Below are 13,496 nucleotides of genomic sequence, written 5' to 3'. Positions count from 1 at the left end.
ACGGAGACACCGAATGAACCTGACGACCACAATCGACGAGACATCGGCCAAGGCACTGGGGGCGTTTCCAAACGGTCATCCGGCGGTGCGCAAGGGCAAGGTCGGCGTTCTCCTGGTCAATCTCGGCACGCCCGACGGCACCGACAAGAAGTCGATGTGGCGCTATCTCCGCGAATTCCTGTCCGACCCGCGCGTCATCGAGATGCCCAGGGTGCTTTGGTATCCCATCCTCTACGGCATCGTTCTCAACACACGGCCGAAGAAGTCGGGCGAGAACTACAAGAAGATCTGGAACACCGATCGCGATGAGTCGCCGTTGCGCACCTACACCCGCGCCCAGGGCGAGAAGCTGGCAGAAGCGCTCAGCGACCTGCCTGACGTCGTCGTCGACTGGGCCATGCGCTATGGCAACCCGTCGACCGAGAGCGTCGTCAAGAAGCTGATCGCCCAGGGTTGTGACCGCATCGTCATGTTCCCGCTCTATCCGCAGTTTTCGGCAACGACGACGGCGACCGCCAGCGACCAGCTGTTCCGCGCGCTGATGAAGATCCGCGCCATGCCGTCGATCCGCACGGTTCCCGCCTATTATGACGAGCCGGTCTATATCGAAGCGCTGGCCCGCTCGATCGAGCAGCACCTGGCCAAGCTCGACTTCGAACCGGAGGTCATCCTCGCCTCCTATCACGGCATCCCGAAGCCCTATTTCGAGAGGGGCGACCCCTATCACTGCCATTGCGTGAAGACGACGCGGCTGCTGCGCGAGCGCCTGGCGATGAGCGACAAGAAGCTGATGACCACCTTCCAGTCGCGCTTCGGTGCGCAGGAATGGCTGCAGCCTTACACCGACAAGACCGTCGAGCGGCTGGCCAAGGAGGGCGTCAAGTCGATCGCCATCGTCAACCCCGGCTTCTCGTCCGACTGCATCGAGACGCTGGAGGAGATCGCCGGCGAAAACGCCGAGATCTTCCACCATGCCGGCGGCAAGAATTTTTCCCACATCCCTTGCCTCAACGACAGCCCGGAAGGCATGGCGGTGATCGAGACGATCACGCGTCGCGAGCTCATGGGCTGGGTCTAACCGCCGGCGGCGGAACCTCCACCGGCGCGCGGCGTTGACCACGGGCCAGGGAGATCCGCCCGTCTATGACCCGCAAGCTCGACCTCAGGACCGGACGGCCCGTCTGGCACGCCTACCGCGCACCGTCCGTTCCCACAGGCCGGCTCACCCGCGACATCAGGACCGACGTAGCCATCGTCGGCATGGGCATCAGCGGCGCATTGATCGCCGAAGCCCTGACCGATGCTGGCCATGCTGTCGTCTGCATCGACAGGCGCGGACCACTCCTCGGCTCGACTGCCGCGACCACCGCGCTCGTCCAGTTCGAGATCGATCAACCGCTGTCGAAACTCGCCCGCAGCATCGGCCGTGAACAGGCCGAACGTGCCTGGCGACGTTCGCGTCTTGCGGTGTTGAACCTCAGGACGCGCGTCGGCGAACTTGGCATCCGTTGCAACATGGAAACCAGGTCTTCGCTCTATCTTGCCGGCGATGTTCTGGATGCGCCGGCATTGCGCGACGAGGCAGAAGCCCGGCGCCTTGCCGGCATTCACGCCACCTATCTTGCCGCATCCGAACTGCAAGACCAGTGCGGCATCCGACGCCAGGGCGCCATCCTGAGCCACGACAATCTGGCACTCGACCCGAGAAAGCTGACCGCCGGGCTGTTGCACAGGGCGCTGGAGTGCAAGGCACGCTTCTACGCCCCCGTCGAGGCTGTCTCCATCCAGACCGGACGCGAAGAGGCGGTGGTGGTGACGGCGGAAGGCCCGACGATTACGGCCGGCCATGTCGTGCTGGCGACCGGCTACGAACTCGTCGCCAACCTGATACCCGCCACCGACCACAAGATCATCTCGACCTGGGCGATCGCAACAAAACCACAAAGGCAGGCGCTTTGGCCGGGCAGGCATCTGATCTGGGAGGCCTCCGACCCCTATCTTTACTTGCGCGCGACGACGGACGGTCGGGTGATCTGTGGCGGCGAGGACGAGGATTTCGCCGATGAGGTTCGGCGCGACGCGCTGATCGCCGAAAAATCGGATCGCATTTCGGCGAAGCTGAAGCGGCTTTTCCCGCGACTCGATGCCAAACCGGCATTCGCCTGGGCCGGTTCGTTCGGGACCACGCCGACCGGCCTGCCCTGTATCGGCACCATCCCCGGCCACCCGCGCATCCATGCAACCATGGGTTATGGCGGCAACGGCATCACCTATTCACGCATCGCGGCGGAGATCGTCAGCGCCGGCATTTCCGGCCACCGGGATGCCGACGCCGACCTGTTCGCCTTCCCACGCTAAGCCGGACGACATTTCCGGCTTGCTGTGTTGTATCGCCGCTGAAACGCCCTTAAGTCTTCAACGCATGTGGCGCGACTTGTGAATCGCGCACTCAACTTGCGGGGGAGTTTCGCATGGGCTTCAGCGGCTTCGATATCGTCATCCCGGTACTTGTCGTTCTCGTGCTCCTGGTGCTGTTCGCCGGCATCAAGACGATTCCCCAAGGTTACAACTACACTGTCGAGCGTTTCGGTCGTTACACCCGGACGCTGACGCCCGGCCTCAACCTGATCATCCCCTTCATCGACCGCATCGGCGCCAAGATGAACATGATGGAGCAGGTGCTCGACGTGCCGACGCAAGAGATCATCACCAAGGACAATGCGATGGTCGCCGTCGACGGCGTTGCTTTTTATCAGGTGTTGAACGCGCCGCAGGCGGCCTATCAGGTTGCCGGCCTGCAGAACGCCATTCTCAACCTGACCATGACCAACATCCGCACCGTGATGGGTTCGATGGATCTCGACGAGCTGCTGTCGAACCGCGACGCCATCAACGAGCGCCTGCTGCGCGTCGTCGACGAAGCGGCACACCCCTGGGGCATCAAGATCACCCGCGTCGAGATCAAGGACATCAATCCGCCGGCGAATCTGATCGAATCGATGGGTCGCCAGATGATGGCCGAACGCAACAAGCGCGCCCAGATTCTCGAAGCCGAGGGCATGAAGCAGGCGCAGGTTCTGGAAGCAGAGGGCCGCAAGGAAGCCGCCTTCCGCGACGCCGAGGCGCGTGAACGCTCCGCCGAGGCCGAGGCACGCGCTACCCAGGTGGTTTCGGAAGCCATCGCCAAGGGCGACGTCCAGGCGATCAACTACTTCGTCGCGCTGAAGTACACCGAGGCGCTGGCCAAGGTTGGAACAGCCAACAACAGCAAGCTTGTCCTGATGCCGATGGAGGCGTCGTCGCTGATCGGCACACTTGGCGGTATCGGTGAGATCGCCAAGGAAGTCTTCCGCGACGGCGGCACGGCAGGCGGGCAGCGCCAGGCCTCCCGTCCGCCGAGGATTCCGCCCGAACAGGGCTGAGCCTCTGACCGGACGAGGTGAATTGAGGAACCGCACATGATCGCCAGCATCGTTGCCGAACTTGGTCCCTGGAACTGGATGCTGCTCGGCTTCATCCTGCTGTGTCTGGAAATCTTTGCGCCGGGCGTATTCCTGCTGTGGATCGGCATCGCCGCGCTGATCGTCGGCTCGGCGTCGCTGCTGCTCTGGGACGCGGCGTTCTGGACCTGGCAGGTGCAGGTCCTGATTTTCCTGGTGCTCTCGCTTGCCTCCGCCTATGTCGGCAAGAAGCTCGTTCGCGACCGCGAACAGGCATCCGACCAGCCCCTTCTGAACAATCGTGGCGCCCAGATGATCGGCCGCACGGCAACGCTGGCCGAACCGATCAGGGAAGGCCGGGGCCGCATCAAGCTCGGCGACACGACTTGGCGGGTCTCCGGCCCCGATTTGCCCGTCGGCGCGCAGGTGCGTGTCATAGGCGCTGCCGACACCGATCTGGAACTGGTGGTGGAGCCGGTCTGAGGCAAGCTCTCCTGATCGCTTGAGCGGCACCTCGCCCGCCCCCTGGAGCATCCCTTTGACTTGACCACATGACCACGCTCAATTATTAGATTGATCAATCTAATAATAAATGAGAGCGCGGATGCGCAAGGTCGACCCAGAAAAGTTCGAGGCAAAAAAGCAGCAGATCCTGACTGCGGCGATCACCTGTTTTACCCGGAAAGGTTTTCACGGCACCTCGACCGCGGAAATCTGCGCCGAAGCAGGCATGAGCCCCGGCAACCTGTTCCATTACTATCCGACCAAGCACGCAATCATCGCGGCAATCGTCGAGCAGGATCGCCGCGAGACGGCGGCCTATTTCGCACAGATCGACAACAGCCAGGACCTGTTCGGCGAGATCCTCAAATTCATGGACGTCGTGCTCGAACTGGCCGCCGACCCGGCCTATTCGAGCCTCGCACTCGAAATCGCGGCGGAGGCGATGCGCGACCAGCAGATCGCAGCCCTCGTCACGGCCCATGACGCCGAAATGCGCACAGCACTCGCCCTGATCCTGCGCGATGCCGCCGCGCGCGGCGAGATCGGGCCGGGGCTCGATCCTGCCGACGGCGCCCAATGGATCTCCGCGCTCATCGACGGCGTGTTCGGCCGCGTCGCCGTCGACCCCGGCTTCAAGCCGCTCGAGCAAAAGAAAACATTGCATCTGCTGTTGACCCGCTTTCTCAGGCCGGGAGCAACGACATAGGCGAGACAGACGGGCACAGGCCGGCAAGGCTTGCCCCGGAAATCCTGGAAACCAGAACCAGCAAAGGATGCTGCGGCTCGCAGCGAAACTGTCATGAACACCTTGCGCCTTGCCAGGACACGCGCCCCGTTTGCCGGGCTGCAGCTGGCCAGTATCTTCTTCAGCCTGGGCAATGCAATCACCGCCATCGTCTATCCCTGGCTGGTCTACGACCTCACCGGCAGCGCCAGTTGGATGGGCATCGTCGCCTTCGTGACACTCGCTCCGGCTATTCTCGGCAGTGCGTTTGGCGGCCCTGTCGCCGAAAGACTCGGCATCCGCCAGACCGCCATGATCGCTGTCGGGCTCGGCTGCGCAGCGTCGATTGCCGCCGCCCTGCTCTACGGCTTCGGCATGCTGACCATCGGTGCACTCGTCGCGCTTGCCTTGCTCGGCGCCATATTCGACGGCCCCGGCAGCGTCGCGATCGAATCCCGCGTTCCCGAAATCGCGCGTCTGGCGCGCATGCCGCTGCTGCGCGCCAATGCCATCGACGACCTTGTCGACAACGGCGCTGCCATCGTCGGGCCGGCGATCGCTGCCTTGCTGGTGGCGATCGTCGAGACCTCTACGCTGTTGTGGATCATCGCCGCACTCAACATCGTGACCGCATTGATGACCGCGCTCAGCCTGCCCCAGTTCCGCCTGCGGCAGATGTCCTCAACCGCGTCCACTGAACTGGCTGGCGCGATGCGCATCATCTTCGGATCGGTCCGCCTGCGGACGGCCCTGCTGCTGGCAAGCCTTGGCACCGGCACCTTCGTCGCACTCGAAAATGTTGCCCTGCCGGCAATTCTGCGCGCCGAAGGGCAGTCGGCTTCGACATTGGGACTCTATCTCACCGCCGCCGCGGCCGGTGCGATAGCGGTCAACCTTGCAATGGCCGTAATCGGCGGTCGGCCCGCCTTGCGCAGTGTCTTCGTTGCCGCCTTCGTCGGCCTGGCCGCCGGCGTCATCATGCTCGTGATCGACCGCGCGGTGCCCACGCTGATTGCATCAGGTGCAGTTCTCGGCATCGCCGCCGGCCCGCTCTCGCCTGTTTTCACCACCCTGTTGCAGACCAGTGCGCCGAAGAACCTGCGCGCCCATGTCATCGGCGCATCGATCGGAATGATCCTCGTCACGGCCCCGCTTGCCGCTCTCGTTGTCGGTGCCGCGCTGGATCTGTTCGGCCCGACAGCTGTTCTATCGGCATGCGCGGCCATGCTTGCCGCCTGCGCGGTCATCGGCGCGCTCGCCCTCGGTCCGGACGAAGCTGAGTAGGGGGCCGTCAGGCAGTTGGCAGCAGGGCGCCGGTCAGGCGGCGCCAACCCGGAGCAGATCGTGGAAGTGGATGATGCCGACAGGCTTGTCGCCTTCGACCACCGGGATGGCGCTGATGTTGTGCTCGTTGAGCATTGCCGTCGCAGTGCCCGCCAGCATCTGCGGCGGTACCGTCTTGGGCTGTCGGGTCATGATGTCCTCGACATTGGTCTCGGCGAGATTTCGATCGAGATTGCGCGCCAGGTCACCGTCGGTGACGATGCCGGCCAGCCGGCCCTGCTCGTCGACGACAACGACGCAACCGAAACGCTTCTTGGACAGTGTCTTTACTGCCTCCGGCATCTTGGTGCCGACGGCGACGATCGGCATTTCCTCGCCCTTGTGCATCAGGTCGCCGACCGGCATCAGGCTCGCGCCGAGCTGGCCGCCGGGATGGAAGGTGCGGAAATGATCGGCAGTGAAGCCGCGCGCCTCGAGCAAAGCTACGGCCAGCGCGTCGCCGACGACGAGTTGCAGCAGCGTCGACGTCGTCGGCGCAAGACCGTGCGGACAGGCTTCCGGCGCCCGGGGCAATGACAGGACGACGTCGGCCTGACGCGCCAAGGCGGACGTATCGCCGGCCGTCAGCGCAATCAGCGGGATCGAAAAGCGCCTCGAATAGGCAACGATACCCTTGAGCTCTGCTGTTTCACCCGACCAGGAGAGTGCGACGATCGCGTCTTCCCTGGTGATCATGCCGAGATCGCCGTGAATGGCTTCCGAAGGATGGACGAAATAGGCCGGAGTCCCGGTGGAGGCCAAGGTCGCCGCCAGCTTGGAGCCGATATGCCCACTTTTGCCGACGCCGGTGATGATCGCCCGGCCGCTGAGCTGGCCCAGGATCGAGACAGCCCTGGCGAATGGCTCGGCGAGCGGGCCTTCAAGCGCTGCGACAAGCGCGGCGATGCCGGCCTGCTCGATGGTGACGGTGCGGAGCGCGGAGGCGATCGACGCCTGCCCGTCCGGCTCTTTTTTCAGCGATCCAGCGTGCATGGCGCATGCGTTAGCGCGTCGGCGTGCGGCTGTCCATGATTATCCGCCCAAAACGAGGCCTCTCAGGGCGTGCGGGAAACGCTCCGTTAACCATGGCGATTTACCAGTTGGTAAGTGCGACGCCCTTGCGTCGGCGAAGCAGTGGGAAAGATGGCGCAGATCAGGCCGGAGCAACGGACACAGACCACGGCACTCCGCATCTTGCTGGCGACGGCAAGCGTGGCGACGTTGCTGTGCGCCGCACCGCTGCATGCCCAGGAAACCGCCTTGCGCGGACCGGTCAGCGAAGACGACATCAACAACACCCTGCGGCTTTACAAAAGGCGCCCTGCGGCCGAGCAGGCGCAGGACCAGGCACCGGCCTACCAGCCGGTCAGCCCCGGCGCGATTCCAACCCAGGCTGACGCTGAGGCCACCGATTTGTTCAGCGAACCGCCCAACGCCGACGGCACATCGGCCGGCTCCTTGCCATCCGCCCGTCCGCCCACGACCGCGCGCCAGCGCGCCCGCGAGGCACGCGAGCGGCTGGCCGGCACCGCCGCGCCGACGGCTGCCGAGCGGCCAGCAGTGCCGGCAGCCGACGAAGAGCTGACCACCGGCACCGTACGCCAGGGCACCGTCGATTCCGAAACGGAGATCGAGAACGGACCCGAAGCCGAGCGCCAGCGCGCCATCGAAGGCCGCAGGCCTCAGCCGGATGCGAACCCGTTCGAGCCGACTGGCATCCGTTTCGGCACCTTCGTTCTGAAGCCGAGCCTTGAACAGGGCGTCACCGCGACGTCGAATGCGGATTCCAGCTTTAACGGAAAGTCGGCCGTTCTGTCCGAGACGACTCTCAGGCTGAACGCCGCGTCCGATTGGGAGAGCCATTCGGCGACCATCGACGCCTATGGCAACTACCGAAAATCCATCTCCGGCCAGGAGGTCAAGGATCTCAGCGGCGGCATCGACGGGCGGCTGCAGCTCGATCTCGCCGACGACATGCGCGCATTGGCGCAGCTCGGCTACAGCATGCGCCCGGAATCGACGTCGTCGCCCGTGGTCATCTCCGGCACCGCCGAGCGGCCGACCCTGCACACGCTGAACGGCGCGCTGGGTGTCGAAAAGGCCGTCGGCAAGTTCCGCTTCGGAGTGACCGGCGAAGCTGTCGACGAAAGCTACAGCGACGCCGAACTGACCGACGGCACCACGCTCTCACAGAAGGACCGCGACTCCAGACTCTATACCGGCAAGGTCCGCGTCGGCTACGAGGTCTCACCGGCGTTGACGCCCTTTGGCGAGGTCGAATTCGGCCGCCGGGTCTATGACCTGCGCTTCGACACCGCCGGTTTCGAGCGCTCGTCCAAGCGTACCGGCGCCCGCGCCGGCGTCGAGATCGACATGGGCGAAAAATTCGGCGGCGAGATTTCGGCCGGCTGGATTTCGGAGGATTTCGACGACGACCGGCTGAAGACGGTTTCCGCCGCGACGATTGCCGCTGATCTCAGATGGTCGCCGATGCGCGGCACGATCGTCGGCCTGACCGGCGAAACCCTGGTCGAGGGATCGACGACCCCGGGCGACAGCGGTTCGGTGCTCTACAACGGCCGCCTCAGCGTCGAACGGCAGATCCGTTCCAACCTGACTGCATTCCTCGCCGGCGGCGTCGGCTACCGCGACTATGCCAGCTCGAACGACCACGAGCTGAGGCTCAGTGCCGAAGCGGGCCTGACCTGGTGGCTCAACCGCTACGCCGGCCTGACCGGCAAGCTGCGCCATGAGACCTTCGACAGCACCTTGCCGTTCCGCGACGCCAAGACCAACAGCGTCTTCGTCGGGTTGAAAATCCAGCGCTAACCTGCTTGGGGCAAACCGCCGATCGCGGCGGCTGCGGCCCTCAAGGCCGTCTCCCCCTGCCCCGCATAGACCTCGCTCATGATCAGCTCGGCAAGCGGCAGACGGCATCCCCAGCCATGGCGCTCGAGATCGGGCTTGTCGGCGAATTCGCTGACGTGGCCGACGCAGAGATAGGCCACCGGCACGACGTGATCGGGAATGCCTAGCAACTGCTTCAGCGCCTCGCGATCGAGGATGCTGACCCAGCCGACGCCTATGCCCTCGGCACGCGCGGCGAGCCAGAAATTCTGAACTGCGCAGACGGTGCTGAAGAGGTCCATCTCGGGATTGTGCCATCGCCCGAGCGGAGAGGTTGCCGAACGGCTGCGGTCGCAGGTGACGACCAGGTTGAGCGGGCTTTCGCAGATGCCTTCGAGCTTGAGCTTGCGGTACAGCTCCCGCTGCTCCTCGGCGATCTCAGGCAGTTCCTGCTGCCGCGCCGCAAAGAACAGGTCGCGGACGCGCTCGCGTCGTTCGCGATCTCTGATGACGATGAAGTTCCACGGCTGCATGAAGCCGACCGACGGCGCGTGATGGGCCGCCAGCAGCAGCCGCGCCAGCACATCGTCGTCGATCGGATCAGGCAGAAAATGGCTGCGAACGTCGCGGCGCGTGAAGATGGCGCGGTAAACGGCATCCTGTGCGGCGATATCGAAACAGCCTGAAACGGCCTTCAACTGGTCAGCAAGCATCGCATATCCCCTGGCGAGCATGTCGGTTCCCTCCGCCTGACCATGCGGAGGTCGATGTCTGCCGGGCCGGTCTTCTGGCTCGAGTTCAACCCGTCTGCGGCGCCTTCCCGTTCAGGATGAACAGTGGCCTCTGCCGATACGGTCCCTCTTACAGCGTTGGGCACGCCACGGATTTGCACCGTGTTCCCGATTCTCCCGCATCGCTGCGGGCACCTGGCAGGGTATTTCTAGCGGCAGCAGCGGCCGAAAGCCATCGCACCGTGCGTCCAATCCTGACGCACGGGCGACATGTGGCTTACTTGCCCGGCTTGATCTCGCCGAGCAGCCCTTCGATGACGCCGGCCATGCTCCTGCTGAGATCGGAGCGCGACAAGGCAAAGGCAACGTTGGCTTCGACGAAACCTTCCGGCGAGCCGCAGTCGAAGGTGCGGCCGCGATAATGATAGCCGTAGAAGGACTGCATCTTCTCGAGCTTGAGCATGGCGTCGGTCAGCTGGATCTCGTCGCCGGCGCCACGCTCCTGGCTTGCCAGGATGTTGAAAATCTCCGGCTGCAGAATGTAGCGGCCATTGATGAACAGGTTCGAGGGTGCCGTACCCTGCTTGGGCTTTTCCACCATGCCCTCGATCTCGAAGCCGGTGTGAACCGACTTGCCCTTGCCGACGATGCCGTATTTGTGCGCCTCGGCCGGGTCGCATTCCTGGACGGCGATGATGTTGTTGCCGGTCTCGGCATAGAGCTCGACCATCTCGCGCATGCAGCTCTTTTCCGACTGCATGATCATGTCGGGCAACAGCAGCGCGAAGGGCTCGTCGCCGACCAGCTCGCGCGCGCACCACACTGCGTGGCCAAGGCCGAGCGGTACCTGCTGGCGCGTGAACGAGGTCTGGCCCGGGGCCGGCTGCAACCGCTGCAGGCGCTCCAGTTGCTCGGTCTTGCCGCGCTGGGCCAGCGTATCATAAAGTTCGAACTGGACGTCGAAATGGTCTTCGATGACCGCCTTGTTGCGGCCCGTGACAAAGATGAAATGTTCGATGCCCGCTTCGCGCGCCTCGTCGACCACGTACTGGATTACAGGGCGATCGACCACAGTCAGCATTTCCTTGGGGATAGACTTGGTGGCAGGCAGAAAACGCGTGCCCAGGCCCGCGACCGGAAAAACTGCCTTGCGAACTCTTTTCATTGCGTGGTCGTCCGATAGAGGGATGTATCGGACGCCAACTTTGCCACGCCCGAATTGATGAATACTGAATGCGTTCACATATTCGGCGACAGCGGGCAAGACCATTGATCACGCGATCTTGATTGTCCGAACAGCTAGGTGGACAATCCCTCAACCCGCTTTTCGTTCCCCAACGGGTCTATGGTAAACTGATTGATAACCGGCATCGGCGATGAATCGTGTTTCTGATCTCTCCAAGGAGGAAAGAATGCCCCTTCGCAAGACCGCCAAAGGCCTCCTGAGCGCCGCTGCCCTTTCGCTGGCATTGATGCTTCCGGCCGGCCCGGCGGCCGCCGAAGCCGGTTTCCAGCGCTGGGTGGCGAGCTTCCGCTCCGTCGCCGCAGACAACGGGATTTCCGGTTCGACCTATGACCGCGCCTTTCGTGGCGTGACCTCGGCCGACCCCGAAGTACTTGAAAAGGCCCGCTTTCAGCCCGAATTCACCGCGCCCGTCTGGGACTATTTCGACAATCGCGTCCATGACCAGTCAATTGCTGTCGGTCGCGAGATGGCGCGCAAGTGGAAACCTTGGCTCGACCGCATCGAGGCCAAGTATGGCGTCGACCGCTACATCCTGCTCGCCATCTGGTCGATGGAATCGAACTACGGCGAGATTCTCAAGAACGACAAGGTGATGCGCAATGTCGTGCGCTCGCTGGCGACGCTCGCCTATGGCGACCAGCGCCGGGCGAAGTTCGCCCGCACCCAGCTGATCGCGGCGCTGAAAATCCTGCAGCGCGGCGACATCGACGAAAGTCACCTCGTCGGCTCCTGGGCCGGCGCGATGGGCCACACCCAGTTCATCCCGACCAGCTACCAGGCCTACGCGGTCGATGCCGACGGCAATGGCAAGCGCGACATCTGGAACTCCGTGCCCGACGCGCTCGCCACCGCAGCCAACCTTCTGAAGAAGAACGGCTGGCAGGCCGGTAAGACCTGGGGTTACGAAGTGGTGCTGCCCGAGGGTCAGAAGTTCCCGACGGGATCGCTGACGCTCGACAAATGGGCATCGCTCGGCATCGAACGCGCCAACGGCAAGGCCTTCAAGCGCGGCTCCGACGTTGCCACCCTCAAGGTGCCGGACGGCCGCGGCGGACCGGCCTTCCTGATGACCAAGAATTTCTCGGTCATCAAGCGCTACAACAACGCCGACAAATACGCGCTCGCCGTCGGCCTTCTTGCCGACGAGATCGCCGGCTATGGTGGCCTGGTGCAGGACTGGAAGCGGCCGTTCACCAAGCTCAGCTTCGAGGAAAAGCAGGAGTTGCAGAAGCGCCTGTCGGCGCATGGCTATTACGACGGCAAGAGCGACGGCAAGATCGGCGAAGGTTCGCGCTCGGCCATCAAGGCATTTCAGGCACAGCTGGGCTTGACGCCGGACGGTCATCCGAGCATGGAAGTGCTGAAGTTCCTGCGGCGTAACTAGCAACCGGAGGCTGTATTGGCATTCACGCGTCGTCCGCGGTTTTCGCTGTTGCGCCTGACGACGCCACTGGTCGCGGTGGCGGTCGCCTTGACCGCCATTTCGTCGACAATGCCGACGCCGGCCGTGGCGCAGGAAGGCATTCTGCGCAAATGGTCCCTGCGCGACCTGTTCATGCCGCGCCGCGAACCGCGCGTCGATCCCTTCATCATTGACGAGCCACAGCCGCGCAAGAAGATCCGCAAGACGCCACGCAAGCCAAAGGCAACCGCCGGCAATGTCGGCAGAGCTGCCGATCCGGCCGTTCCGGTGGTCGAAAAGCTGGCTGACGCGCGTGTCGTGCTGGTCATCGGCGACTTCCTCGGCGGCGGCATTGCCGAGGGGCTGGGCACGGTCTTTGCCGAGAATGCCAAGATCAGGGTCATCGACAAGACCAACGGCTCGTCGGGCCTCGTCCGCGAGGACTATTACAACTGGCCCGAGAAAGCCAAGGCGCTGATCGAGCAGGAAAAGCCTGCCGCCGTCATCATCATGATGGGCTCTAACGACCGCCAGCAGATGCGGGTCGCCGACACCCGCGAGCCACCGATGAGCGCCGCCTGGACCAAGGAGTACACGGCGCGCGTGGACAAGCTGGCCAAGGCCATCGCCGACACCAAGGTGCCGTTCCTGTGGGTCGGCATGCCCGCCTTCAAGTCGTCGAAGATGAACACCGACATGCTCGCCTTCAACGACATCTACCGTGCTGCAACGGAAGCCGCAGGCAGCGAATTCGTCGATGTCTGGGACGGCTTCGTCGACGAGGCCGGCGCCTTCGTCACCAGCGGCCCCGACATCAACGGCCAGCCGGTGCGCCTGCGCGCCGACGACGGCATCAACGTCACCCGCGCCGGCAAACGCAAGCTCGCCTTCTTCGCCGAAAAGCCGCTGAACAAGCTGCTCGGCATCACGCCTCAAGGTACCGAAACCGTCGTGCCGGCAAGCCTGCCGCAGGCGACGCCCGGCGAACTCAATGTGCCTGTCAACATCGACCGGACGGTGCCGGTCTCGCTCTCCGATCCGGAACTCGACGGTGGCACGGAGCTTCTCGGCGGCCAGACGGCTGCCACGTCCGACCCGCGTTCTCCAGGCGAAAAGCTTGCCGTGCAAGGCATCGCCCCCGCAGCACCTGCCGGCCGCATCGACGACTTCTCCTGGCCGCCAAAGCCGCTGCCTGCAGCGCAAGGAACCGAAACGACGACCGCCATCATCAGGCGCTAAGGTTGTCGACCGGAAACGAAAAAGGCGCCTCGCGGCGCCT

Annotated in this window: 12 protein-coding genes and 1 riboswitch; of the genes, 9 read left to right on the top strand and 3 right to left on the bottom strand. The window is 64.0% G+C overall.

The window, feature by feature from the left end; genetic code table 11:
- Nucleotides 1–13: 13 nt before the first annotated feature.
- The 6 genes from hemH (at nt 14) to H5P29_RS10950 (ending at nt 5,952) form a co-directional block, all read left to right on the top strand.
- Nucleotides 14–1,078 (top strand): ferrochelatase, encoded by a 1,065-nt coding sequence (gene hemH, locus H5P29_RS10975; RefSeq protein ID WP_154387489.1) that lies wholly within the window; start codon nt 14–16, stop codon nt 1,076–1,078.
- Between the two features lie 65 nt (nt 1,079–1,143).
- Nucleotides 1,144–2,358, top strand: a complete 1,215-nt coding sequence (locus tag H5P29_RS10970) for an FAD-binding oxidoreductase (protein ID WP_154387490.1) — start codon at nt 1,144–1,146, stop codon at nt 2,356–2,358.
- 113 nt (nt 2,359–2,471) lie between these two features.
- On the top strand, nt 2,472–3,422 hold the full coding sequence (locus H5P29_RS10965; RefSeq protein WP_067958370.1) for an SPFH domain-containing protein: 951 nt from the start codon (nt 2,472–2,474) through the stop codon (nt 3,420–3,422).
- Nucleotides 3,423–3,458: 36 nt separating this feature from the next.
- Nucleotides 3,459–3,923 carry an NfeD family protein gene (locus H5P29_RS10960; protein WP_154387491.1) on the top strand — a complete coding sequence of 155 codons (465 nt, stop codon included), beginning with the start codon at nt 3,459–3,461 and terminating at the stop codon, nt 3,921–3,923.
- Nucleotides 3,924–4,044: 121 nt separating this feature from the next.
- The gene (locus H5P29_RS10955) at nt 4,045–4,650 is read left to right on the top strand and encodes a TetR/AcrR family transcriptional regulator (protein WP_154387492.1); all 606 of its coding nucleotides are present in this window, start codon (nt 4,045–4,047) and stop codon (nt 4,648–4,650) included.
- Between the two features lie 93 nt (nt 4,651–4,743).
- A complete protein-coding gene (locus H5P29_RS10950) occupies nt 4,744–5,952 on the top strand; it encodes an MFS transporter (protein ID WP_154387493.1) in 1,209 nt (402 codons plus the stop codon).
- A gap of 33 nt (nt 5,953–5,985) precedes the next feature.
- Here H5P29_RS10950 and H5P29_RS10945 read toward each other — a convergent pair whose 3' ends face one another.
- Nucleotides 5,986–6,984, bottom strand: coding sequence for an SIS domain-containing protein (locus H5P29_RS10945; protein ID WP_154387494.1), 999 nt, complete (start codon nt 6,982–6,984; stop codon nt 5,986–5,988).
- Between the two features lie 150 nt (nt 6,985–7,134).
- Here H5P29_RS10945 and H5P29_RS10940 point away from each other — a divergent pair, with 150 nt between their 5' ends.
- Entirely contained in the window at nt 7,135–8,820 is a 1,686-nt protein-coding gene (locus H5P29_RS10940) for an outer membrane beta-barrel protein (protein WP_154387495.1), read from the top strand.
- Here the strand turns inward: H5P29_RS10940 and bluB are convergent.
- Complete coding sequence (gene bluB, locus H5P29_RS10935) at nt 8,817–9,572, bottom strand: 5,6-dimethylbenzimidazole synthase (protein ID WP_371818628.1); 756 nt, start codon at nt 9,570–9,572, stop codon at nt 8,817–8,819. The genes H5P29_RS10940 and bluB overlap by 4 nt on opposite strands.
- Nucleotides 9,573–9,597: 25 nt before the next feature.
- A riboswitch (cobalamin riboswitch) is annotated at nt 9,598–9,783 on the bottom strand.
- A 63-nt stretch (nt 9,784–9,846) separates the two neighbouring features.
- Entirely contained in the window at nt 9,847–10,734 is an 888-nt protein-coding gene (gene galU / locus H5P29_RS10930) for a UTP--glucose-1-phosphate uridylyltransferase GalU (RefSeq protein WP_154387496.1), read from the bottom strand.
- Nucleotides 10,735–10,981: 247 nt separating this feature from the next.
- Between galU and H5P29_RS10925 the strand changes: the two genes are divergently transcribed.
- Both H5P29_RS10925 and H5P29_RS10920 read left to right on the top strand, forming a co-directional pair.
- Complete coding sequence (locus H5P29_RS10925; RefSeq protein WP_154387497.1) at nt 10,982–12,199, top strand: lytic murein transglycosylase; 1,218 nt, start codon at nt 10,982–10,984, stop codon at nt 12,197–12,199.
- A 15-nt stretch (nt 12,200–12,214) separates the two neighbouring features.
- A complete protein-coding gene (locus H5P29_RS10920) occupies nt 12,215–13,456 on the top strand; it encodes a DUF459 domain-containing protein (protein ID WP_154387498.1) in 1,242 nt (413 codons plus the stop codon).
- The last annotated feature ends 40 nt before the right edge of the window (nt 13,457–13,496 follow it).

Source organism: Aminobacter sp. MDW-2, assembly GCF_014250155.1.
GTDB classification, from domain to species: Bacteria; Pseudomonadota; Alphaproteobacteria; order Rhizobiales; family Rhizobiaceae; genus Aminobacter; species Aminobacter ciceronei.
The sequence above is the reverse complement of the archived record's forward strand: the minus strand, read 5'-3'. Positions and strand labels throughout refer to the sequence as shown.

What these genes read in the sequence shown, in the direction of transcription:
- hemH (WP_154387489.1), top strand. Translation starts at nt 14, where the DNA reads ATGAACCTGACGACCACAATCGACGAGACATCGGCCAAGGCACTGGGG.
- H5P29_RS10970 (WP_154387490.1), top strand. Translation starts at nt 1,144, where the DNA reads ATGACCCGCAAGCTCGACCTCAGGACCGGACGGCCCGTCTGGCACGCC.
- H5P29_RS10965 (WP_067958370.1), top strand. Translation starts at nt 2,472, where the DNA reads ATGGGCTTCAGCGGCTTCGATATCGTCATCCCGGTACTTGTCGTTCTC.
- H5P29_RS10960 (WP_154387491.1), top strand. Translation starts at nt 3,459, where the DNA reads ATGATCGCCAGCATCGTTGCCGAACTTGGTCCCTGGAACTGGATGCTG.
- H5P29_RS10955 (WP_154387492.1), top strand. Translation starts at nt 4,045, where the DNA reads ATGCGCAAGGTCGACCCAGAAAAGTTCGAGGCAAAAAAGCAGCAGATC.
- H5P29_RS10950 (WP_154387493.1), top strand. Translation starts at nt 4,744, where the DNA reads ATGAACACCTTGCGCCTTGCCAGGACACGCGCCCCGTTTGCCGGGCTG.
- H5P29_RS10945 (WP_154387494.1), bottom strand. Translation starts at nt 6,984, where the DNA reads ATGCACGCTGGATCGCTGAAAAAAGAGCCGGACGGGCAGGCGTCGATC.
- H5P29_RS10940 (WP_154387495.1), top strand. Translation starts at nt 7,135, where the DNA reads ATGGCGCAGATCAGGCCGGAGCAACGGACACAGACCACGGCACTCCGC.
- bluB (WP_371818628.1), bottom strand. Translation starts at nt 9,572, where the DNA reads ATGCTCGCCAGGGGATATGCGATGCTTGCTGACCAGTTGAAGGCCGTT.
- galU (WP_154387496.1), bottom strand. Translation starts at nt 10,734, where the DNA reads ATGAAAAGAGTTCGCAAGGCAGTTTTTCCGGTCGCGGGCCTGGGCACG.
- H5P29_RS10925 (WP_154387497.1), top strand. Translation starts at nt 10,982, where the DNA reads ATGCCCCTTCGCAAGACCGCCAAAGGCCTCCTGAGCGCCGCTGCCCTT.